General features: G+C 71.2%; 19 protein-coding genes. 10 read left to right on the plus strand and 9 right to left on the minus strand.

Going from position 1 to position 20,791, the window contains the following annotated elements:
* Positions 1 to 4: 4 nt before the first annotated feature.
* Genes ACFPQ9_RS16140 through ACFPQ9_RS16155 form a run of 4 tightly spaced genes read right to left on the minus strand, consistent with a single transcriptional unit; the run spans position 5 to position 4,989 of the window.
* The gene (locus ACFPQ9_RS16140; protein ID WP_380853241.1) at positions 5 to 1,240 is read right to left on the minus strand and encodes an aminotransferase-like domain-containing protein; all 1,236 of its coding nucleotides are present in this window, start codon (positions 1,238 to 1,240) and stop codon (positions 5 to 7) included.
* Positions 1,230 to 1,841: a flavin reductase family protein gene (locus ACFPQ9_RS16145; protein ID WP_380853243.1), complete on the minus strand. Its 612-nt coding sequence runs from the start codon at positions 1,839 to 1,841 to the stop codon at positions 1,230 to 1,232. Before ACFPQ9_RS16145 ends, ACFPQ9_RS16140 begins: the two co-directional genes overlap by 11 nt.
* A complete protein-coding gene (locus ACFPQ9_RS16150; protein WP_380853245.1) occupies positions 1,838 to 3,400 on the minus strand; it encodes a 4-hydroxyphenylacetate 3-hydroxylase family protein in 1,563 nt (520 codons plus the stop codon). Before ACFPQ9_RS16150 ends, ACFPQ9_RS16145 begins: the two co-directional genes overlap by 4 nt.
* Positions 3,401 to 3,426: 26 nt before the next feature.
* A complete protein-coding gene (locus ACFPQ9_RS16155) occupies positions 3,427 to 4,989 on the minus strand; it encodes an FAD/NAD(P)-binding protein (protein WP_380853247.1) in 1,563 nt (520 codons plus the stop codon).
* A gap of 285 nt (positions 4,990 to 5,274) precedes the next feature.
* On the opposite strand from ACFPQ9_RS16155, the gene ACFPQ9_RS16160 reads away from it, so the two are divergent.
* The 9 genes from ACFPQ9_RS16160 (at position 5,275) to ACFPQ9_RS16200 (ending at position 12,457) form a co-directional block, all read left to right on the plus strand.
* Positions 5,275 to 6,753 (plus strand): aldehyde dehydrogenase, encoded by a 1,479-nt coding sequence (locus ACFPQ9_RS16160; RefSeq protein WP_380853249.1) that lies wholly within the window; start codon positions 5,275 to 5,277, stop codon positions 6,751 to 6,753.
* Positions 6,754 to 6,884: 131 nt separating this feature from the next.
* On the plus strand, positions 6,885 to 7,685 hold the full coding sequence (locus ACFPQ9_RS16165; protein ID WP_380853251.1) for a 2-keto-4-pentenoate hydratase: 801 nt from the start codon (positions 6,885 to 6,887) through the stop codon (positions 7,683 to 7,685).
* Between the two features lie 69 nt (positions 7,686 to 7,754).
* Positions 7,755 to 8,555: a 2-keto-4-pentenoate hydratase gene (locus ACFPQ9_RS16170; protein ID WP_380853253.1), complete on the plus strand. Its 801-nt coding sequence runs from the start codon at positions 7,755 to 7,757 to the stop codon at positions 8,553 to 8,555.
* A 1-nt stretch (position 8,556) separates the two neighbouring features.
* On the plus strand, positions 8,557 to 8,802 hold the full coding sequence (locus ACFPQ9_RS16175; protein ID WP_380853255.1) for a tautomerase family protein: 246 nt from the start codon (positions 8,557 to 8,559) through the stop codon (positions 8,800 to 8,802).
* Positions 8,799 to 9,782: a VOC family protein gene (locus tag ACFPQ9_RS16180; RefSeq protein ID WP_380853257.1), complete on the plus strand. Its 984-nt coding sequence runs from the start codon at positions 8,799 to 8,801 to the stop codon at positions 9,780 to 9,782. Before ACFPQ9_RS16175 ends, ACFPQ9_RS16180 begins: the two co-directional genes overlap by 4 nt.
* Before the next feature lie 79 nt (positions 9,783 to 9,861).
* The gene (locus ACFPQ9_RS16185; protein ID WP_380853259.1) at positions 9,862 to 10,050 is read left to right on the plus strand and encodes a hypothetical protein; all 189 of its coding nucleotides are present in this window, start codon (positions 9,862 to 9,864) and stop codon (positions 10,048 to 10,050) included.
* Entirely contained in the window at positions 10,050 to 11,126 is a 1,077-nt protein-coding gene (locus ACFPQ9_RS16190) for an Nramp family divalent metal transporter (RefSeq protein ID WP_380853261.1), read from the plus strand. Before ACFPQ9_RS16185 ends, ACFPQ9_RS16190 begins: the two co-directional genes overlap by 1 nt.
* Before the next feature lie 87 nt (positions 11,127 to 11,213).
* Positions 11,214 to 11,726 carry a carboxymuconolactone decarboxylase family protein gene (locus tag ACFPQ9_RS16195; protein WP_380853263.1) on the plus strand — a complete coding sequence of 171 codons (513 nt, stop codon included), beginning with the start codon at positions 11,214 to 11,216 and terminating at the stop codon, positions 11,724 to 11,726.
* The gene (locus tag ACFPQ9_RS16200; protein ID WP_380853265.1) at positions 11,723 to 12,457 is read left to right on the plus strand and encodes an isocitrate lyase/PEP mutase family protein; all 735 of its coding nucleotides are present in this window, start codon (positions 11,723 to 11,725) and stop codon (positions 12,455 to 12,457) included. The genes ACFPQ9_RS16195 and ACFPQ9_RS16200 overlap by 4 nt, the downstream gene beginning before the upstream one ends.
* Positions 12,458 to 12,467: 10 nt before the next feature.
* Here the strand turns inward: ACFPQ9_RS16200 and ACFPQ9_RS16205 are convergent, their stop codons facing one another.
* From ACFPQ9_RS16205 to ACFPQ9_RS16225, 5 genes are all read right to left on the minus strand, one after another.
* A complete protein-coding gene (locus ACFPQ9_RS16205) occupies positions 12,468 to 13,427 on the minus strand; it encodes an ABC transporter substrate-binding protein (RefSeq protein ID WP_380853267.1) in 960 nt (319 codons plus the stop codon).
* Position 13,428: 1 nt separating this feature from the next.
* Positions 13,429 to 15,378, minus strand: coding sequence for an ABC transporter permease (locus tag ACFPQ9_RS16210; RefSeq protein WP_380853269.1), 1,950 nt, complete (start codon positions 15,376 to 15,378; stop codon positions 13,429 to 13,431).
* Positions 15,378 to 16,478, minus strand: a complete 1,101-nt coding sequence (locus ACFPQ9_RS16215) for a quaternary amine ABC transporter ATP-binding protein (RefSeq protein WP_380853271.1) — start codon at positions 16,476 to 16,478, stop codon at positions 15,378 to 15,380. Before ACFPQ9_RS16215 ends, ACFPQ9_RS16210 begins: the two co-directional genes overlap by 1 nt.
* Positions 16,478 to 18,007, minus strand: coding sequence for a GMC family oxidoreductase (locus tag ACFPQ9_RS16220; protein ID WP_380853273.1), 1,530 nt, complete (start codon positions 18,005 to 18,007; stop codon positions 16,478 to 16,480). The genes ACFPQ9_RS16215 and ACFPQ9_RS16220 overlap by 1 nt, the downstream gene beginning before the upstream one ends.
* 134 nt (positions 18,008 to 18,141) lie before the next feature.
* Positions 18,142 to 19,668 carry an aldehyde dehydrogenase family protein gene (locus tag ACFPQ9_RS16225; RefSeq protein ID WP_380853275.1) on the minus strand — a complete coding sequence of 509 codons (1,527 nt, stop codon included), beginning with the start codon at positions 19,666 to 19,668 and terminating at the stop codon, positions 18,142 to 18,144.
* 232 nt (positions 19,669 to 19,900) lie between these two features.
* Between ACFPQ9_RS16225 and ACFPQ9_RS16230 the strand changes: the two genes are divergently transcribed.
* Positions 19,901 to 20,788, plus strand: coding sequence for a GNAT family N-acetyltransferase (locus ACFPQ9_RS16230; protein ID WP_380853277.1), 888 nt, complete (start codon positions 19,901 to 19,903; stop codon positions 20,786 to 20,788).
* Positions 20,789 to 20,791: the final 3 nt, after the last annotated feature.

Here is a 20,791-nt window from a genome sequence, read left to right on the forward strand (position 1 = left end):
GCGGTCAGCGCGCCCGGTGTCCGGTGGCGGCCTCGGCGAGCACCCCGGCGAGGTTGCGCACGCCCTCGGCGATCTGTTCGTCGGGGACCCGGCTGAACGCCAGGCGCAGGCTGTCGCCACCGCGTTCGTCGGCGTAGAAGGCCCGGCCGGGCACATAGCTGACCTTGGCGTCGAGCGCCCGCCGCTGGAGCGCGACGGTGTCCACCCCGCCCGGCCGCCCGTGCAGCGTGAGCCAGCTGAAGAAGCCGCCGTGCGGACGGGTGTAGGTCACTCCCTCGGGGAGGTGTTCCGCGAGGGCGTCCAGCATCACGTCCCGGCGCTGCCGGTAGAAGGCCCGCGAGAACGCGATGCCCTCGTCGAAGCCGCCGGAGCGCCCGTAGTCCTCCAGCAGCAGCTGGCCCAGCGGTCCCGTGCACTGGTCGGTGTTCTGCTTGGCCCGCGCCAGCTGGGCGACGAGCCGCGCCGGGGCGGTGACCCAGCCCATGCGGATGCCCGGGGTGAAGGTCTTGGCGAAGGTGCCGACCTGCGCCACCACGTCGGGCGCGAGCGCCCACAGGCTGGGGTGCCGCTCACCGTCGAAGCCGAGCTCCCGGTAGGCGACGTCCTCGACGATGAGCATGCCGTGCCGGCGGGCCAGCTCGACCAGGGCGTGCCGGCGCTCCGGCGACAGACTCAGTCCGCTCGGGTTCTGGTAGTCCGGGATGACGTACACCAGCTTGGGGGCCGGTGCGGACCCGTCGCTCAGGAGGTGTTCCAGGGCCGCCACGTCGAGGCCGTCGGCGTCCACCGGCACGGTGTCGACCCGGGCCAGCTGGCGCTGGAAGCCGACGAGTGCGCCGAAGAACGTCGGGCCCTCCACCACGACCCGGTCCCCGGGGTCCAGCAGACTGCGGGTGATGAGGCCCAGGCCCTCCATGCCACCGCTGGTGACCAGCAGTTCGTCCTCCGCCGGCCGGCGGCCCTCGTTGCGGTCGAGCCAGCCGGCGAACCAGTCCCGCAGACCGGGCAGCCCCTGGGTGGGCCCGTACTGGAGAGCGGCGGGCTGCCCGACGACCCGGGCGAAGCTCTCCGCGAGGGCGTCGGCCGGAAAGGTCCGCGGGTGCGGGAAGCCGCCGGACAGGGCGATGGCGTCGGTCGCGCCGGACTGGTTGAGGATGGCGGTGATCTGGTCGCCGGTGTCGCCCGCGACATGCCGGGCGAACAGCTGGTCCCAGGACCTGGCTCCGAGATCAGCGGACATGGATGGGCCTTCCTGTCTGTGCGGTGTCGGTCGGGGCGACGGTCGTCCGCGGGACGCCCGTCTCCGGGTCGGCCGGGTCGACGGCGAGGGTGTGCAGCCCGCGCCGGTAGTGCACCAGCGGGGCGCCTGAACCGCACCACAGGCCCTCCACCTCGCCGATGAACAGCGTGTGGTCGCCGGCCCGGTGGGTCTGCCGGACCCGGCAGGACAGGTGCACCAGCGCTCCGGCGAGCAGGGGCAGTCCGTCCCGCCACACGAAACGCGGCAGCTCGGGGCTCTGGGCACCGCCCGCGAAGTGGTACGACAGCGACTCCTGTTCGCCGCGCAGGATGGACACGCCGTACCGTCCGGTCCGTGCGATGCGCTCGTGGGTGCGGGCCTGCTCGGAGATCGAGACGAGCACGAGCGGCGGCTCCAGGGAGACCGAGGTGAAGGCGTTCGCCGTCATGCCGTGCGCCTGCGGCCGCTCGGGGCCCCCGCTCGTCGTCGTCACCACGGTGACACCGCTCGCGAAGTGGCCGAGTGCCCGGCGCAGCCGTTGCGGGCCGGCGTCCCGGCAGGTGTCGCCGTCGGCCGCGGCGCCCTGCGAGGGGCGGTTCATCGGCCCTGGACGAAGGAGAGTTCGCCCGGGTTGAACAGGTCGTCGCGCCGCCAGCCGTCGAGGTCGTACTCGTCCATGCACTCGTCCACGAAGTCCTTGAGGGCGTCGGCCTCGCCGGAGCCCTGATAGGCCCACAGGGTCTGGAAGCGGACCGCCTCGTGGTCACCGCCGTAGTTGCGCTCGTACAGCTCGTGCCGGCCGCCGAACTCGGTGCCCACCGCGTCCCACAGCAGCTTCAGCAGCTTGACCCGGTCGATGGCCTGGACGCCGCCGGAGCCGCGCAGATACTGGTCGAGGTAGGGGCGGATCTCGGGGTTCTTGAAGTCGCTGGAGTGCGAGTTGAGGTAGATCAGGCCGCTGCCGAGGGTCTGCTGGAGGATCTCCTTGATCCGCGGGTAGCCGATCCCCATGAACGTCCGGTACGCCATCCCGTAGCGGACGTTGGGCTGCACCGCGCCGCCCGTCCAGGCCACCGGGGACTTGGCCATGGCGTCGGACAGACCCCAGAACAGATCCCGCCAGTTGAGGATCTCGCCGATCTGCGCCTGCACCCCGCGAAAGCCCGCCGTGCCGGTCATCTCGACCGCCTTCATGGCGCAGCCGGCGACGAAGTCGAGCTTGACGGCGAGGCGCGCACAGCCGTGGAAGGTGAAACGGTCCACGAATCCCGAGCCGTTGGCGAAGGAGTTGGCCGCCTCCGCGTCGTACATGAAGACGTTCTCCCACGGGATGAGGACGCGGTCCATCACCATGATGGCGTCGTTCTCGTCCAGCCTGCTGGACAGCGGGTAGTCGAACGGGCTGCCCATCACCTGGGCGGTCATCTCGTACGAGGTCCGGCACAGCAGCTTCAGGCCCGGGGTGTCCATGGGGACGCTGAAGACGACGCCGAAGCGCTTGTCCTTCAGCGGCAGGCCGTAGTGGGCCACGAAGTTGGCGTTGGTCAGGGCCGAGCCGGTGGCCACCACCTTGGCGCCGGAGACGACGAGTCCGGCGTCGGTCTCCTCCTCGACGTGCACGCACACGTCCGCGGTCTCGTCGGCCGGCTTGTCCCGGTCGATCGGCGGGTGCACGATCGCGTGGTTGAAGTACAGCACCCGTTCCTGGGCGCGCTTGAACCAGGAGAGCGCGTTGTCCTTGAAGGGGCCGTAGAAGTCGGCGTTGGCACCGAGCGTGCCGAGGAAGGCGGCCTTGTAGTCGGGGGTGCGGCCCATCCAGCCGTAGACCAGCCGCTGCCAGGCGACGATGGCGTCACGGGCGGCGACCAGGTCGTCGGAGGTGCGCGGGGTCTTGAAGAACGGGTGGGTGAAGCCTCCGTTGCCGGTGTCGGTCGGCACCCGCAGCACGCCTTCCGCCTCCGGGGCGTGCAGTGCGTCGTAGAGCCGGGCGATCGAGCGGGCGCTGTTGCGGAAGGCGGGGTGCTGGGTGACGTCCTTGACCCTCTCCCCGTAGATGTATATCTCCCGGCCGTCGCGCAGCGACTCCAGATACTCCTCGCCGGTCATCGGGCGCACGTCGTTGGGCAGGCCGGTCTGCTCGGGCAGCGGAACGGTGGTCATGGTCTCCTCCGGGCGAAGGGTGGTCGTCAGGCATTCAGCAGGGCGTCGTCCTCGGCGGGTGAGGCGCCACCGGTGCGGGCGTGGATCGTGCGCGCGATGTCGTAGGCGCGGTCGACGATCGAGGGCAGCCCGAAGGTGAAGAAGAGGCTGCCCGCCGCGAGGTCCCCGAGGGCGTACAGGCCGGGGTGGGGGGAACCCGCGGTCACCAGGCGGCTGGTGGCCCGCTCGACGCGGACACCGCCGCGCGGGTGCGGCTCGGCCAGCCCGGCCGTGGTCATGGACGTGATCAGCCCGTGCGCGCGGGCCGGCAGTCCGCCGGGTGCCGGGCTCACCGCGTTGACCAGACGGTCGGCGTGATGTCCGGCTCCGTCCTCACCGGTGTGCAGCACGAAGCCGCCCCCCGGCCGTGCCCTGATGCCGCGCACATCGGGGACGATCTCCAGCCGGCCGCTGTCGACCATGCCCAGCAGGGCGGTCGCGGTGGCCGCGGGCATCGGGCAGCACAGGCTCATCAGGACGCGGTAGTGGGTGCGCAGCACGGCGTTCTTCTCGTGCCGCGGCAGCAGCGGCCACACGTCGGGCCCGGTGGCGGGCACCGCGTGCTGGAGGATGCGCAGTCCGATGCCGGACGCGTCCACCTCGGCCAGATGCCGGCGCAGCCGCCGTACCGGATCCTCCTCGTTGAGTGCGGTGATCTCCCGCGCCACCGCACTCAGGTCCTCGCCCACCTCGGCGAATTCGGCCCGCATCAGATCCGTCAGCTGTGCCAGCGTCACCGTCTCGCGCCGACGTGCCGCCGCCTGGAACCGCTCGGCGGTGAAGTGGCGCAGGGTGTGCGGGCGGGGTGTCTGCCGCACCAGGGGAAGCACGCCGCTGCGCGAGGCCAGCAGCACCTTGCCGCGATGGCCGCGGGCGAGCAGCGACAGGACGACGTCGACACCGGTGAGCCCCGCCCCGATGACGCCGATGTCGTCGTCGGGGTCCAGTTCCTGGAGTGTGCGCGCCAACGGGTAGGCGTCGGCGACGAATCCCTCCTGCCCCGCCAGCCGGTACGGGTCGCCCGGCCGGCCACGTCCGACGCACAGCACCGCCTGGCCGACGGTGTGCCGTTCCCCGTCGCCGTAGTACAGCGTCACCCGGCCGTCGGCGGCCGGTTCGGCGGAGGTCACCTGGGCGCGGACCACGTCGACCCGGCGGCCGGTGGCGCGCAGCCGGGCCACGGCATCGCGCGCGGACTGCTCGAGATAGGCGCCGTAGGTGGCGCGGGGCACGAAGCGGAGGTTGTTCAGCGGATCCACGAAGTCGGGCTCCGCCATGCCGAGTACCGCGTCGCGCGCGGCGAGCCAGCGCGGGAAGTGCTCCCGGTCGCCGAACCGCACGGACATGCCCTCGGGTGGGATGTTCACCCGCACCGTGTCGAGGTCGGGCTGATAGGGCCGACCACGCCACAGATGCGGGTCGGGCTCGAAGACCGTGACGTCGCCCGGGGCCGGGCCGGCCTCGGCCAGCGCGTCGAGCAGACAGACCGCGGACGCTCCTCCCCCGATGATGCCTATGTCGGCATGTCCAGCCGGATGGCTTGAGCCCATGATTGACAAGTCCCCCTAAACGAGCCACGGGAAATAAAGCGGAAAGTGAACGCCGCCAAACGCTCGATAAAACGAGCAGGCCGCTCTAATTCCGCCTGCATCATCACTGGTCACTCGACGCTACCCAGGCCCAGATCAGCGAGTCAAACAAAATGGACCCACGCGAAACAAGCACCAAGACTTCGTCAATAAAAAATCGCTCCCTTGACTGCCTTCACAACCCCCCTGGAGGATGAGGCCAAATTCCGCGACTACATGATTCATCCGCTTCCAGGGGGTTCTCAGATGTCGCTCGGCGCCGCAGCCGCGACGGACACGCGCAGCGTTCACCATCTGATCGGCGGCCGGTCCGTCGACTCCGTGGACGGACGCACCTTCGAGACCAGGAATCCGCACGACGACTCATTGCTCGGCACGGTGGCGCGCGGCTCCACGCGGGACGGCGAGCGGGCGGTCGCGGCGGCACGGCAGGCGTTCGACGAGGGCCCGTGGCCGCAGATGACGCCGACCGAGCGGCGCCGGATCCTGTACGCCGTGGCCGACGCGGTGGACGCGCACCGCGAGGAGCTGGCGCTGCTGGAGACGCTGGACAGCGGAAAGATCATCCGGCAGTCGCTGCACGGGGAGATGCCTCGTGTGGCGCACAACCTGCGCTTCTTCGCCGACTACGCCGCTCTCGCCACCGACGAGGCCTATCCGGACGGGCCGGTCCTCGGCTATTCGCTGCGGCCTCCGGCGGGCGTCGTCTCCGCGATCAGCCCGTGGAACGCCCCGCTGATGCTGGCCACTTGGAAGGTGGCACCCGCGCTCGCCTTCGGAAACACGGTCGTGCTCAAGCCGGCGCCGCAGACCCCGCTGACCGCGTCCCGGTTCGGTGAGCTGGCGCTGGAGGCGGGGCTGCCGGAGGGCGTCCTCAACGTCGTGCACGGCTTCGGCGGCGACGAGGTCGCCGGGCCGCTGACCGGGGATCCCCGCGTCAACCGCGTCACCTTCACCGGCTCCAGCGCGACCGGGGCGGCCGTGATGCGGGCCGCCGCGGCCCATCTGACGCCGGTCTCCGCGGAGATGGGCGGCAAGTCCGCGAACATCGTCTTCGCCGACGCGGATCTGGACGTCGCGGTGCCGGAGTCGGTCAGGGCGATCTTCGGCGGCAGCGGCCAGGTGTGTTTCGCCGGGTCACGGCTGCTGGTGCAGCGTGCCGTACTCCCGGAGTTCCTGGAGCGTTTCGTCGCCGAGGCGGAGAAGCTCGTGGTCGGCGACCCGCGACAGCACGGGACCGCGATGGGCCCGCTCATCGAACGACGGCACCTGGAGAAGGTGCACGGCTATGTGGAGCTGGCCCGGAAGGAGGGCGGCACCGTGATCACCGGCGGGGCACAGCTCACCGCCGGGCCGCTGGCCGACGGCTGGTACTACCCGCCCACCGTGATCACCGGCCTGGACAACGACTCCCGCACCGCCCAGGAGGAGATCTTCGGCCCGGTGGAGACGGTCATCCCCTTCGACACCGAGGAGGAGGCCCTGCGGCTGGCGAACACCACGCGGTACGGGCTGGCCGGGATCCTCTTCACCACCGACCTGGACCGCGCCCACCGCATGGCGGCCCGCTGGAAGGCCGGGACGGTGTGGGTGAACTGCTATTTCCAGCGTGATCTGCGTATGCCGTTCGGGGGCGAAGGGATCAGCGGGGTGGGCCGGGAGGGCGGGCAGTTCTCCCGGGAATTCTTCACGGAACCGCGTGCCGTGGTGCTGCGCATTCGCTGACTCGCTCCGTTCACCGCTTCCATTCACCGGCACGACATTCCTGGAAGTGCCGGAATCGCCCAGCCGTAATTCTTACGGCTGCCCCATCCCTGCGAATGCCCCGATGACGAAGGAAACCAAGGAGCCCAGCCATGCCGAATTCCGCTCCTGTCGCCGAAGCGCTGCGCGGGACGGCCACGCGTTTGCACGAAGCCCACCGGACCGGCAAGCCCGTGCCCTCCCCCACCCGAGACGGCACGGTGACCACGCTCGCCGATGCCTACCGGGTCCAGACGGAACTGCTTCAACTGCGCATCGCCCAGGGCGAGTCGGTGCGCGGGCTCAGGGTGGCGCTGACGTCCGTGGCCGCACGCCGCGCCCTGGACGCGGCGGAGCCGGTGCTCGGCCATCTGACCGCGCGGATGTTCCTCTCCGGACATCGCCCGCTGGACGCCCCCGGGCTGATCCGCCCTCAGATCGGCGCCGCCCTGGCGTTCGTCCTCGGCGCACCGCTGAGCGGGCCCGGTGTCACGACAGCGGATGCCGTCCGGGCGGTGGAGTGTGTGCTGCCCGCCCTGGACATAGCCGACTCCCGGATCGAGGACGGCCCGGCCTCGGCCCCGGACCTGGTCGCCGACAACGCCGGCGGACACACCGTGATCCTCGGCACGACACCGGCGGCGCCGTCCGGCACGGACCTCCGGCTCGCCGGCGTCGTCCTCCACCGCGACGGCGAGGTCGCCGCCACCGGCGCCGGCGGCATGGCACTCGGCTCGCCCCTGGAGGCGCTGGTGTGGGCGGCGAACACCTGGCAGCACACGGAGTTCACCCTCACGGCGGGCAGCGTGGTCCTCGTCTGCGGGCTCACTCCCCCGGTCCCGCTCGACCCCGGCTCGACCGTGACCGCCTCCCTGGCCGGCCTGGGCACGGTGACCGCCGTCCGCACGCGCTGAACACCCCCGACTCGCCGCGGTGGCCGCGGCACTCGCTCCGCCCCGAAATGAAAGAGGAGGCAGCCTCCCATGGCCGAGGCACTCGAAATCCGTCCCGGTGACACACGGCGTGCCGCCGAGGTTCTGCTGGAGGCGGAGCGTCGTGCGGTCGCCCGAGGGCCCATCACCGAGCAGTGGCCCGACCTGGATCTGGCCGGGGCCTACACGGTGCAGTACGAGGCACTGCAGCAACGGATGCGGCGGGGCGAGACCTTGATCGGCGTCAAGCTCGGTCTCACGTCGCGCGCCAAGCAGATCCGGATGGGCATCGACTCGCCGTCGCTGGCCTGGCTGACGGACGCCATGGTGCTGCCGGCCGGCGTACCCGTGCCGCGTGAGCGGCTGATCCACCCCCGCGCCGAACCGGAGATCGTGTTCGTGATGGGCGAGCGGCTGGCCGGTCCGGGCGTCACGGCGGCGACCGCGCTGCGCGCCGTGGACCGGGTCCACGCCGGCGTCGAGATCATCGACAGCCGGTTCCAGGACTTCTCCTTCACCCTCGCCGACGCGGTGGCCGACAACAGCTCCTCCGCGCTGTTCGTGCTGGGCCCCGTCGCCCGCCGCCCGGAAGAGCTGGACCTCGCGCACGAGGCGGCCCTGCTGGAGGTCGACGGCGAGGTCGTCGACTCCGCCACCGGCGCCGCCGTCCAGGGTCACCCGGCGGAGGCCCTCGCCCTGGCCGCGAACGCGCTCGGTGCGCGCGGACTCGCCCTGGAACCGGGCCAGATCGTGCTCACCGGCGGCATGACCGACGCCGTCCATGTGCGTCCGGGCGCGAGTGTCCGCGCCCACTTCTCCACCCTCGGCACCATCACCATCGCGGGAGGCTGACATGCCGTTCATCGACGTGACCCTGGGCACCGGGCGCTCGCCCGAGCAGGTCAGGACCCTCATCCACGAGCTCACCCAGGCGGCCCACCGTGCCGTGGGCGCCCCGCTCGCGAGCATCCGGGTCGTCATTCGCGAGGTCGAGCCCGCGCACTGGGCGGCGGGCGACGTGACCGTCGAGGAACGCAACGCCCAGCAGACGGCGAACGGTCGATCCGTCGCCCCGGCCCGGAAAGGCACCGACACATGAGCGAGGAACAGTATCGGCACGAGATCGCGCACCTCGCGCGCATCGAACTCCACACGCCGGACCCGGACGGCACCCTGTGGTTCTTCAAGGATCTGCTGGGCATGTACGAGACCCAGCGCGAGGGCCAGTCGGTCTATCTGCGCGGCTACGAGGACCCGTACCAGTGGAGCCTGAAGATCACCGAGGGTCCGGTGGCGCGCATGGATCACGCGGCGCTGCGGACGACGTCCCCCGAGGCCCTGGAGCGCCGGGTGCGCTCGCTGCAGGACGGCAATTACGAAGGCACCTGGCACGAGGACGAGTTCGGCTACGGCAAGACGTACGAGTTCATCACGCCGGACGGACACCAGATGAACCTGCTGTGGGAGGCCGAGAAGTACCGGGCGCCCGAGGAGCTGCGCAGCAAGATCCTCAGCCGGCCCTCGAAAAAGCCCCTGCAGGGGCTGCCCATCAAGCGCATCGACCACCTCAACCTCCTGGCCAGCGACGTCACTCCGGTGAAGGACTCCTTCGAGCGGCATCTGCGGCTGCGCACCAACGAGCGCGTTGTGGACGGCGAGGTGGAGGCCGGGGTGTGGATGAGCAGCAGCCAGCTCAGCCATGACGTCGCGGTGATGCGCGACGCCCGCGGCGCCCAGGGCCGGCTGCACCATGTCGCCTTCTACTACGGGGTTCAGCAGCACACGGTGGACGCGGCGGAGATGTTCCGCGACTACGACATCACCATCGAGGCCGGCCCCGACCGGCACGGCATCACACAGAGCTCGTTCCTGTACGTGTTCGAGCCCGGAGGCAACCGGATCGAGCTGTTCGGCGACCCCGGGATGCTGATCCTGGAGCCGGACTTCGAGACCCGTACCTGGACCATGGACCAGATCGACACGGGGACGGCCATCGGCGGGACCAACCTGCCACAGGAGACCTACTTCACGTACGGCACACCGCCCGTCGACCCGGACCCCGACGAGGACGCGCAGTAGCGGTCCCCCTGCCTCACGTGGTGCCGCGCGGCAGGTGCGCGGCACCACGTCCCACTTCACGGCCCGAAGGGAACCCAGAATGACGACCCCCGCCCTGGAGCAGGCGACCGCCGTCGCCGCCCCGGCCCGGATCGAGGTGCGGCGGGCCCGGCGCGCCTTCTACGGTCCGGCGTTCGTGGCCGCGGTGGCCTATGTGGACCCCGGCAACTTCGCGACGAACTTCCAGGCGGGGCCCGCTTCGGCTATCTCCTGGTGTGGGTGCTGGTGATGGCGAACGTCGTGGCGATGTTCGTCCAGTACCTGTCGGCCAAGACGGGTCTGGCGACCGGGCAGGACCTGCCGACCCTGTGCCGGCGCCATCTGCCCCGGCCGGTGGCGGGATTTCTGTGGGTGCAGGCCGAACTGGTCGTGATGGCCACCGACCTGGCCGAGTTCGTCGGCGCCGCCATCGCCCTGAACCTGCTGTTCGGGGTTCCGCTGTTCCCCGCCGGGCTGGCCACCGCCGTGATCAGTTTCGCGATCCTCGCCCTGCAGCGCCTCGGCTACCGCCCGTTCGAGCTCGCCACGACCTTCCTGCTGGGCGTGATCGGGTTCGGCTTCCTCTACCAGATCTTCGCGGTCGGCGGCCCGTCCGTCTCCGGCGTCGGCTCCGGCCTCGCACCCCGCCTCGCGGGCACCGAGTCCCTCACCCTGGCCGTGGGCATCATCGGTGCCACGGTCATGCCGCACGTCATCTACCTGCACTCCGCGGTCACCGCCCAACGCAAGCGGCCGGTCGACGACTTCGCCAAGCGGGCGGCCCTGCGCGGGCTGCGCATCGACTGCTTCGCGGGACTCGGCCTGGCGGGCCTGATCAACCTCACGATGATCTGCATCGCGGCGGTCCTCTTCCACGGCGTCGGCGGCGGCTTCGACGGCAGCCTGCAGGGTGCGCACGAAAGCCTGGGCCGGCTGGTGGGCGGCGCGGCGGCGCTCGCCTTCGCGGTGGCGCTGCTCGCCTCGGGTCTGTCCTCGTCCGGTGTGGGCACCTTCGCCGGGCAGGTCGTGATGCAGGGGTTCATCCGCCGCCGTATCCCGCTCTTCCTGCGCCGTGGGCTGACCATGGCGCCGGCGCTGGTCATCCTCGGCACGGGCCTCTCACCGGACAACGCCCTGGTCGTCTCCCAGGTGGTCCTGTCCTTCGGTATCCCCTTCGCCCTCTTCCCGCTGGTCCTCTTCACCCGCCGCCGGGATCTGATGGGCGACCTGGCCAACCGCCCGCTCACCACCTGGACCGGGGTGGCCGTGTGCCTGGTGCTGTCCGGGCTGAACCTGTATCTGCTGAGTCAGCTGCTGTTCGGCTGAGCCCGGCCCCGCCCTCGGAAGTGGCCCAGGAACCGCGTGGGGGAATGGCCCACACTCCTGGGCTGCTTCCCTCCTAGGGTCGAGATCATGACCGCCACGGAAGAGCGCACCACGACGACCACGCCCTACGCCCCCGAGGCCGCCCAGCGCCTTGACTGGGCCGCCCTCGCCCCCGACGTCTTCAAGGCCATGGTCCGGCTCGACGCGGCCGCCGGACGCGGGCTGGACCCCGCGCTGCGCGAGCTGGTGAAGATCCGTGCCTCGCAGATCAACCACTGCGCGTTCTGCCTCGACATGCACACCAAGGACGCGCTCGCGGCGGGGGAGAGCGTCGAGCGGATCGTGCAGCTGAGCGCGTGGGAGGAGTCGCGGCACTTCTACACCGAGCGGGAGCTCGCGGCGCTCGAGCTGACGGATTCCGTGACCGTGCTGACCGACGGCTTCGTGCCGGACGAGGTCTACGAGCGCGCCGCCCGGCACTTCGAGGAGGCCGAACTGGCGCAGCTCATCGCATCGATCAGCGTGATCAACGCGTGGAACCGGTTCGGAGTGACATGCCGGCGTACTCCGGGGCACTACCAGCCGGGCCAGTTCCGGTGACCGGGGTCGAGACCTTCCGCGCGCTGCACCGCCGCAAGGCGCCCGGCGACCCGCTGGTCCTCCCGGGCCCCTGGGACGCCGCCTCCGCTCGCGTCTGCGTCGAGGCCGGGTTCCCGGCGCTCGCGACGCCCAGTGCGGCCGTCGCCGCCAGTCTCGGGTACGAGGACGGACACACCCCGGCGAAGGAGATGTTCGCGGCGGTCGCACGGATCGTCCGGGCGGTCGACGTGCCGGTGTCGGCGGACATCGAGGGCGGATACGGGATCGCGCCCGGTGAGCTCGTGGAGCGGCTGCTGGAGACGGGCGCGGTGGGCTGCAATCTGGAGGACTCCGAGGGCGGCGTCCTCAAGGACCCGCGCGCGCACGCCGACTGGCTCGCCGAGGTGCGGCACGCCGCCGCCGACCGGCTCTTCGTCAACGCCCGGATCGACACCTTCATCCGGGCCCCCGGCGACACCGACCCCAAGCAGGCCACCGAGCAGGCCATCGAGCGGGCCGCGGTCTACGTCGCCGCGGGCGCCGACTGCGTGTATCCGATCGGCGCCCCCGTCGACGTACTGCCGCTGCTGCGGTCCGGCATCCAGGGGCCGGTCAATGTGCACGGCACCGTGGCCGGGGACCCCTCGCCCACCGCGCTCGGCGAACTCGGGGCCACCCGGATCACGTTCGGACCGGGACTGCAGCGCGAGACCGCGCGGGCGCTGCACGGGCTCGCCGCGGCCCTGCGCTAGCGGACCAGGCTCAGGACAGCCACGCCTTCCACGTGGACTCGTGGCTGTCCGCCCACTTCTTCGCCGCCTCCTCGGGCGACAGCTTCTGGTCGGCGATCATCAGGGAGACCTCGTTCTGGTCCTCGGTCGTCCACTTGAACTTCTTCAGCAGGGTCGCCGCCTCGCCGCCGTTCTTGGAGAAGTCCGCGTTGAGGTACTTCTGCAGCGGGGTGTGCGGATAGGCGCAGGCGACCTTCTCCGGGTCCGCGTCGCAGCCCTCCTTGTACGCGGGCAGCTTCACCTCGGTCATCGGGACCTTCTTGAACAGCCACTGGGGTTCGTACCAGTACGTCAGGAAGGGCTTCTCGGCCTTGGCGAACTGCTTGATCTGCGTGATCTGCGCGGCCTCGGACCCGGCGAACACCACCTGGTAGTCCAGGTCCAGATTGTTCACCAGCGCCTTGTCGTTGGTGACGTAGGACGGCGAGCCGTCCATCAGCTGGCCCTTGCCGCCGCTCTCCGCGGTGCGCATCTGCTCGGCGTACTTGTCGAGGTTCTTCCAGTCGGTGACGTCCGGGTGCTTCTTCGCGAAGTACGTCGGGACGTACCAGCCGATGTGTCCGGTGACCCCGAGGTCGCCGCCGGGCACGATCGTCTTCTTGTCCTCGATGTACCGCTGTTCCTGGTCCGGGTGACCCCAGTCCTCCATGATCGCGTCGACCCGGCCCTGGCTGAGTGCGTCCCAGGCGGGGATCTCGTCGACCTGGACGGTGTCGACGCGGTAGCCGAGCTCGTGCTCCAGGAGGTACTGGGCGACGGCCACGTTGGCCTGTGCCCCCACCCAGGACTGTACGGACAGCGTCACGGTCTTCGCGCCCTGCGCGCCCGCGAAGGGCGAGGCCTGCTTGGTCATGTCGGCGGCGCCGCAGCCGGTCAGCAGGGCCAGCGAGGACACGCCGGCCACTACGGCGGTGGTGGTACGGATGCGCATGTCACGCTCCCTTCTTCGCGCGGCGTTCGGTGGGCTGGGTCACCCGGTCCAGCATCAGGCCGAGGCAGACGATCGCGGCACCGGCGACCAGACCGGTCGCCAGGTCGCCCCGGGCGAGGCCGGCGACGACCTCGTAGCCGAGCGCGCCACCGCCGACCAGGCCGCCGATGATGACGACGGCGAGGACCAGGACCACGCCCTGGTTCACGGCGAGCAGCAGCGCCGGGCGGGCCAGCGGGAGCTGGACCTGCCGCAGCTGCTGGGCGGGGGTCGCGCCGAGCGAGCGGGCCGACTCCAGGGCGGCCGGGTCGACCTGGCGCAGGCCCTGGGTGGTGATGCGCACGACGGCGGGCAGCGCGTAGACGACGGCCGCCGCGACGGCCGGGGCACGGCCCACGCCGAACAGGGCCACCACCGGGATCAGGTACACGAACTGCGGCATCGTCTGGAAGACGTCCAGGACGGGGCGCAGCGCCCGCTCGACACGGTCGCTGCGCGCCGCCGCGATACCGGTCGCGAAGCCCAGCACCAGGGTGACGGCGACGGCCGCGAGGACCTGGGAGAGCGTGTCGAGGGACGGCTTCCACACACCGAGCGCGCCGATCGCGGCCATGGCGAGCACGGCGGTCAGCGCGGTGCGCCAGGTGCCGATCAGCCAGGCCAGGGCGGCGACGATCAGCAGGACCGACCACCAGGGCAGCCACAGCAGGCCGTCACGCACCGGGTCGAGAATCCAGGTTGTGAAGTGGGCCGCCCAGTCGGCGGTGCCGCCGACGACCGGGACACCGGAGTAGAGGTGGTCGGTCATCCAGTCCACGGCACGGTTGACGGGCTCGGCGATGTTCAGGGCCCAGGCGTCGGGCCAGTCGAGGCGGCCGGCGAGACGTCCGGCGACGGCGACGGCCGCGGTGCCGGCGAGGGCGTACAGCCACAGCCTGCGGCCGTTCGGCTGCGGCTCTTCGCCGAGCTTCGCCCCCGCCGCGCCGGTCACCCGGTCCAGGACGACGGCGAGCAGCACGATCGGGATGCCGGCCGCGAGCGCGACGCCGACGTCGACCGAGGCCAGGGCCTGGTAGACGCGGTCACCGAGGCCGCCGGCGCCGATGACGGAGGCGATGACGGCCATCGACAGCGCCATCATGATCGTCTGGTTGAGGCCGAGGAGGAGTTCCTTGCGGGCCAGCGGGACGCGGGCGGTCAGTAGCCGCTGCCGTGCGGTGGTGCCGAGCGACTCGACCGCCTCCAGCACCTCCTTGTCGGCGCCGCGCAGCCCGAGGGCGGTGAGGCGGGCCATCGGCGGGGCCGCGTAGACGACGGTGGCCAGGACGGCGGCGGGGACGCCGATGCCGAAGACCAGGACGACGGGCAGCAGATAGGCGAAGGCCGGCAGCACCTGCATGGTGTCCAGGACGGGGCGCAGCATCCGGTCCAGCCGGTCGGACAGACCGGCGGCCAGGCCCAGCAGTACGCCCACGACGACCGAGGCGAGGACCGCGACGACCATCAGCGCGAGGGTCTGCATGGTGGGCACCCACATGCCGAGGAACCCGCAGGCCAGGAACGCGACACCGGTTCCGGCGGCGAGCCGGGGTCCTGCGACGCGCCAGGCGACGAGGGACGCGGCGGCGGTGACGCCCGCCCAGCCGGCCGCGAGCAGCACCAGGTACACGGCGCGTACGCAGATCACGACCGCGTTGCTGACGTGCCCGAGGAAGTAGAGGAACAGCGGGTGGCTGTCACGGTTGTCGACGATCCAGTCGCTGACCTTGGTCAGCGGTTCGGACACGTCGACGGTCAGCGCGTCGGGCCAGGCTCCGCTCGCCCAGCGGGCGTGGGCCAGCGGCACCAGGACCGCGGCGACGAGCGCGAGCAGCAGCAGCTTGCGGACGACGGAGTGCTTGAGGAAGCCGGGCAGGGCCGTGCGCGGCGCGGTGGCGGTGACAGTGGCCATCACACGACCTCCTTGCGCTGCTCCGTCCCCGCTACGACGCCGAGAAGCCGTTCGTGGTCGACCACCCCCAGACAACGTCCCCCTTCCATGACCCGGGCCGGGGCACCGGTGCGCGCCACGGCCTCGATGGCCTCGGACACCGTCGCGTCCGGCGCGAGGGCGGGGCCGCTGCCGGCCTCGTCGGCGGACGCGGCGCGCATGGCGGTGCGGACCGTCAGGACCTGTTCGCGCGGGACGTCGCGGACGAACTCGCGGACGTAGTCGTCGGCCGGCGAGCCCACGATCTCCTCCGGCGTGCCCAGCTGGACGACACGGCCGTCGCGCATCAGGGCGATGCGGTCGCCGAGCTTGAGGGCCTCGCTGAGGTCATGGGTGATGAAGACCATCGTGCGGCCCTCCTCGCGGTGCAGGCGCACGACCTCCTCCTGCATGTCCCGCCGGATCAGCGGGTCGAGCGCGCTGAACGGCTCGTCGAAGAGCAGGACCTCCGGGTCCACGGCGAGCGCCCGCGCGAGGCCGACGCGCTGACGCTGACCGCCGGAGAGCTGGCCCGGCCTGCGGTGCTCCATGCCTTCCAGACCGACCTTGGCCACGACCTGCGCCGCCCGCTCACGGCGCTCCGCCTTGCCGACGCCCTGGATCTCCAGGCCGTAGGCCACGTTGTCCAGGACGGTGCGGTGCGGGAGCAGGCCGAAGTGCTGGAAGACCATCGCGGCGCGGTGCCGGCGCAGTTCGCGCAGCCGGGTCTTGTCCATGGCGCGGACGTCCTCGCCGTCGATGGCTATGGTGCCGGCCGTCGGCTCTATGAGCCGGGTCAGACAGCGGACCAGGGTGGACTTGCCCGAGCCGGACAGGCCCATCACCACGAAGACCTCGCCCTTGCGGACGTCGAAGGAGACGTCGCGCACGGCCGCCGTGCAGCCGGTGCGCTCGCGCAGTGCGGCGGGGTCGAGCGCGGTCAGCTCCGGGTCGGCGGGGACACGGTGGGCCTTGGGGCCGAACACCTTCCACAGTCCCTCGACGGAGAAGACCGGCTGCTCCGTCGGGGGCTTGCGGGTCTCGGGCGTCTCAGGGGTCGCGTTGTGGGTCGTCGTACTCATCACGCCTCACCTCCGATCAGGTCGACGGCCCTCTCACCGACCATGAGCACCCCGATCATCGGGTTCACGGCGGTCATCGTCGGGAAGACGGAGGCGTCGGCGATACGAATTCCTTGCATGCCGCGGATCCGCAACTGCGGGTCGACCACGGCCAGTTCGTCGTCGGCGGCGCCCATGCGACAGGTGCCGGCCGGGTGGTACACGGTGTGCGCGACCTTGCGCGCGTACTCGCTGAGCTCCTCGTCGCCGGTGACCTCCGGGCCGGGGCACACCTCGCGCTTGAGCCAGTTCGCCAGCGGTTCGGCCTTGGCGATCTCACGGGCGATCTTGATCCCGTCGACGAGGGTGCGGCCGTCGTAGTCGTCCTCGTCGGTGAAGTACCGGAAGTCGAGCGCGGGCTTCACGGACGGGTCGGCGCTGGTCAGGTAGAGCCGGCCGCGGCTCTTGGGCTTGGGGATGTTCGGGGTCATGGAGACGCCGAACTCCGGCCGCCGGTAGCCCAGTCGCTCCGGGTTGTCCGTGAACGGGATCTGGTAGAAGTGGAACATCAGGTCAGGGCCCGGGTGTTCGGGGTCGCGGCGCACGAACAGGCCCGCGTCGGAGTCCATCGCGGAGTTCTCCGGGATCGGCCCGTCGGTCTCCCACACGATCACCGACTCGGGGTGGTCGAGCAGGTTCTCACCGACGCCCGGCAGGTCGTGGACGACCGGGATGCCCAGCGCGGTCAGGTCCTTCTCCGGGCCGATGCCGGAGTGCATCAGCAGCCGGGGCGAGTCGACGGCGCCGGCGCACAGGACGACCTCGCGCCGGGCGCGGATCAGCCGCTCCTCGCCGTCCTTGGTGCGCACGTGGACGCCCTCGGCGCGGGTGCCGTTCAGCTCCAGCCGGTACGCCCAGGTCTCCAGCAGGATCGTGAGGTTGTCCCGCTCGTCCATCACCGGGTGCAGATACGCCACCGACGCGGAGGAACGCTTGTTGTTCTCCGGGTGGTAGGCGAGGTCGAAGAAGCCGACGCCCTCGGTGAAGGGCTGCTTGTTGAAGCCCTCGACGCGCGGCACGCCGAGCGCGCTCCGCGCGGCGTCCACGAAGTCGCGGGCGATGGCGTTCCGGTCCTTCTCGTCGACCGGGACGATGTTGTTCAGCAGGCGCGCGTAGTACGCCTCCATCGGGACCGCGCCCCAGCCCTTGGCACCGGCCTCCTCCCACTCGTCCCAGTCGGACGGCAGCGGCTTGAAGGCGATGAGGGTGTTGTGACTCGAACATCCGCCGAGCACGCGGGCGCGGCTGTGCCGGATGTGCGAGTTGCCGCGGGGCTGCTCGGTGGTCGGGTAGTCGTAGTCCAGCTCGCCGCCGAGCAGGCCCATCCAGCGGCGCAGGGTGAGGACGTCGTCGCGGTCGACGTCGCTGGGGCCGCCCTCGATCACGGCGACGGTGGTGTCGGGGTTCTCGGTCAGCCGGGAGGCGATGACGGAACCTGCGGTGCCGCCGCCGATGACGACGTAGTCGTAGACAGGGGGGTTCTGGGACATGGGGTGTTACTCCAGGGGTGTGGCGCCGTGGGAGGGCCTGTGGTCATACGGGTGCGGGTTTCGTCGTGGCTGGTCGCGCCCACGCGGCGGTAGCCGCACATCAACACAGCCCCGCGCCCCTTGGTTGGCTGCAGTCAGCCTGCGAACCAGCGCACCGGCCTTGGCGCAAGGTTCTGATACACGTGCTTGCTCTCGCGGTACTCGGCAAGCCCCGCCGGGCCGAGTTCCCGCCCCACCCCGCTCTTGCCGAACCCGCCCCACTCCGCCTGCGGCAGGTAGGGGTGGAAGTCGTTGATCCAGACCGTGCCGTGCCGCAGCCGCCCCGCGACCCGCCGCGCCCGTCCCGCGTCGGCGGTCCACACGGCCCCCGCGAGCCCGTACTCGGTGTCGTTGGCGAGGGCGATCGCCTCGTCCTCGGTGCGGAAGGTCTCGACGGTGAGGACAGGACCGAAGACCTCCTCGCGGACGACACGCATCTCACGGTGGCAGTGGTCGAGCACCGTCGGCTCGTAGAAGTACCCGCTCTCCGGCCGGTCGGCCGACGGCTCGGGGCGCTTGCCGCCGGAGCGGAGCACGGCGCCCTCCTTGAGCGCGGATTCGACGTACGCCTCGACCTTGGCGCGCTGCTGCTCGGAGACGAGCGGGCCGCACTCGACGCCGTCGGCGGTGCCGCGGCCGAGGCGGATCCGCTGGGCGCGGCGGGCCAGTTCGGCGACGAAGCGGTCCCGGACGGACTCCTCGACGATCAGGCGGGCGCCCGCCGAGCAGACCTGGCCGCTGTGGATGAACGCGGCATTCAGGGCCTGGTCGACGGCGGTGTCGAAGCCCTCCTCCGTGGCGCAGGCGTCGGCGAAGACGACGTTGGGGTTCTTGCCGCCGAGTTCGAGGGCGACCTTCTTGACGGAGGGCGCCGCGGCCTGGGCCACCTTGGTGCCGCTGACCAGGCCGCCGGTGAAGGAGACGAGGTCGACGTCGGGGTGGTCGGAAAGCCGGGCGCCGACCGAGTGGCCCGGGCCGGTGACGATGCCCGCGACGCCGGCCGGCAGGCCCGCCTCGACGAGCAGTTCGATCAGGGCGATCGTCGTCAGCGGGGTGATCTCGCTGGGCTTGACGACGAAGGTGTTGCCTGCGGCGAGCGCGGGCGCGATCTTCCAGCTGGCCTGGAGGAGGGGGTAGTTCCAGGGCGTGATCAGCGCGCACACGCCGACCGGCTCGTGGACGACGACGCTGTGGATGTCGGGCGAGCCCGCGTCGACGACCCGGCCGGGGGCCTCGGCGGCGACGAGGCCGGCGAAGTAGCGGAAGGCGTCGGCGACGCAGTCGATGTCGACCCGGCCCTCTTCGAGGGTCTTGCCGGCGTCACGGCTCTCCAGCAGGCCGAGCTTCTCGCGGTCGCGCACGAGCAGGTCGGCCACGCGGCGCAGCAGGGCGGCACGCTCGGCGACGGGCGTGAGCGGCCATGCGCCCTGACCGCCGTCGAAGGCACGGCGAGCGGCCTCCACGGCCAGGTCGGTGTCCTTCTCGTCACCCTCGGCGACCACGGCGAACGGCGTCGCGTCCGCGGGGTCGAGGATGTCGCGCGTCGCGCCGGAGACGGCCGACCGCCATTCCCCTCCCACGTGGATGGTGCCGCGCGCCTGCAGTTCCGTACTGTCCGCCATGATCGGTGTTGCCTTCCGTTCCTGTTCAGAGCCCCTGGGTGACACAGGTGTCACCCAGGGGACCGAGTGCGCCTGCCCCCGGCATGCCGATGCATGCGCGATCCCTGGCCGAAAGTGGGATGCGTCACTGAACATGCGGGCAAACCGGGAGGAAATCGACCATGGGTCATGGCGGCGAGAAGTCGCCGGAACCATGGACTCCGACGGAACCTTTGACTAAAGTCAAAGAAATATGGAGCCAGTATCGACGGACCATGTGACGGCCTTCCGCCGCTTCAACCGGTACTTCACACGCCGTATCGGCGTACTGGACGACCACTACCTCGGCCAGAACCGCCCGCTCGGCGAGGCGCGGCTGCTGTTCGAGATCGGGGACGGGATGTCCCTGCGCGAGCTCCGGACCCGGCTCGGTCTGGACGCCGGATATCTGAGCCGGATGGCCAAGGCGCTGCAGGCCCAGGGCATGGTCACGCTGAGTGCGCACCCCGAGGACACCCGGCTGCGCATGATCGAGCTGACGCCGGCCGGGCGGGTGGAGGTCAAGGAGCAGAACCGGCGGGCGAACGTGGTCGTCGCCGGGCTGCTCGACGGCCTCAGCGAACCGCAGCAGGCCGAGCTGGCCGGGGCCATGGCCACCGCGCAGCGCCTGCTGCGCCTCGCGAGCATCACCGTCGCCCTCGTCGACGGCGCCGCCCCGGACGCCCGGGCCTGCCTGGACGGCTACGCCGCCGACATCGACGAGCGCTTCCCCGAGGGGTTCGACAAGGACGACCTCGTCCGGCCGCACGAGGTGTCCGGCGAGGCCGGCGCGTTCTTCGTCGCCTACGAGGAGGACCGGCCGGTGGGCTGCGGCGCGCTGCGGCGCCTGGAACCCGGCGTCGGCGAGATCCGCCACGTCTGGGTGCACCCCGCCGCCCGCCGCCTCGGCCTCGCCCGCCGGCTGCTCGACGCGCTGGAACAGGAGGCCGTCGCCCGCGAGCTGACCGTCGTACGCCTCGACACCCACGCCGCGCTGACCGAGGCGCAGGCGATGTACCGGGCGTGCGGGTACACGGCCATCCCGGCGTACGACGACAACGTCTACGCCAGCCACTGGTTCGAGAAGCGGCTGGCGCCCTGAACG

Origin of the sequence: Streptomyces coerulescens, from assembly GCF_042657965.1 — a bacterium.
Lineage (GTDB): Bacteria > Actinomycetota > Actinomycetes > Streptomycetales > Streptomycetaceae > Streptomyces > Streptomyces coerulescens.

Excerpts from the sequence above, each read along its gene's own strand:
- ACFPQ9_RS16140 (WP_380853241.1), bottom strand. The coding sequence starts at position 1,240 with ATGTCCGCTGATCTCGGAGCCAGGTCCTGGGACCAGCTGTTCGCCCGG.
- ACFPQ9_RS16145 (WP_380853243.1), bottom strand. The coding sequence starts at position 1,841 with ATGAACCGCCCCTCGCAGGGCGCCGCGGCCGACGGCGACACCTGCCGG.
- ACFPQ9_RS16150 (WP_380853245.1), bottom strand. The coding sequence starts at position 3,400 with ATGACCACCGTTCCGCTGCCCGAGCAGACCGGCCTGCCCAACGACGTG.
- ACFPQ9_RS16155 (WP_380853247.1), bottom strand. The coding sequence starts at position 4,989 with ATGGGCTCAAGCCATCCGGCTGGACATGCCGACATAGGCATCATCGGG.
- ACFPQ9_RS16160 (WP_380853249.1), top strand. The coding sequence starts at position 5,275 with ATGTCGCTCGGCGCCGCAGCCGCGACGGACACGCGCAGCGTTCACCAT.
- ACFPQ9_RS16165 (WP_380853251.1), top strand. The coding sequence starts at position 6,885 with ATGCCGAATTCCGCTCCTGTCGCCGAAGCGCTGCGCGGGACGGCCACG.
- ACFPQ9_RS16170 (WP_380853253.1), top strand. The coding sequence starts at position 7,755 with ATGGCCGAGGCACTCGAAATCCGTCCCGGTGACACACGGCGTGCCGCC.
- ACFPQ9_RS16175 (WP_380853255.1), top strand. The coding sequence starts at position 8,557 with ATGCCGTTCATCGACGTGACCCTGGGCACCGGGCGCTCGCCCGAGCAG.
- ACFPQ9_RS16180 (WP_380853257.1), top strand. The coding sequence starts at position 8,799 with ATGAGCGAGGAACAGTATCGGCACGAGATCGCGCACCTCGCGCGCATC.
- ACFPQ9_RS16185 (WP_380853259.1), top strand. The coding sequence starts at position 9,862 with ATGACGACCCCCGCCCTGGAGCAGGCGACCGCCGTCGCCGCCCCGGCC.
- ACFPQ9_RS16190 (WP_380853261.1), top strand. The coding sequence starts at position 10,050 with ATGGCGAACGTCGTGGCGATGTTCGTCCAGTACCTGTCGGCCAAGACG.
- ACFPQ9_RS16195 (WP_380853263.1), top strand. The coding sequence starts at position 11,214 with ATGACCGCCACGGAAGAGCGCACCACGACGACCACGCCCTACGCCCCC.
- ACFPQ9_RS16205 (WP_380853267.1), bottom strand. The coding sequence starts at position 13,427 with ATGCGCATCCGTACCACCACCGCCGTAGTGGCCGGCGTGTCCTCGCTG.
- ACFPQ9_RS16210 (WP_380853269.1), bottom strand. The coding sequence starts at position 15,378 with ATGGCCACTGTCACCGCCACCGCGCCGCGCACGGCCCTGCCCGGCTTC.
- ACFPQ9_RS16215 (WP_380853271.1), bottom strand. The coding sequence starts at position 16,478 with ATGAGTACGACGACCCACAACGCGACCCCTGAGACGCCCGAGACCCGC.
- ACFPQ9_RS16220 (WP_380853273.1), bottom strand. The coding sequence starts at position 18,007 with ATGTCCCAGAACCCCCCTGTCTACGACTACGTCGTCATCGGCGGCGGC.
- ACFPQ9_RS16225 (WP_380853275.1), bottom strand. The coding sequence starts at position 19,668 with ATGGCGGACAGTACGGAACTGCAGGCGCGCGGCACCATCCACGTGGGA.
- ACFPQ9_RS16230 (WP_380853277.1), top strand. The coding sequence starts at position 19,901 with ATGGAGCCAGTATCGACGGACCATGTGACGGCCTTCCGCCGCTTCAAC.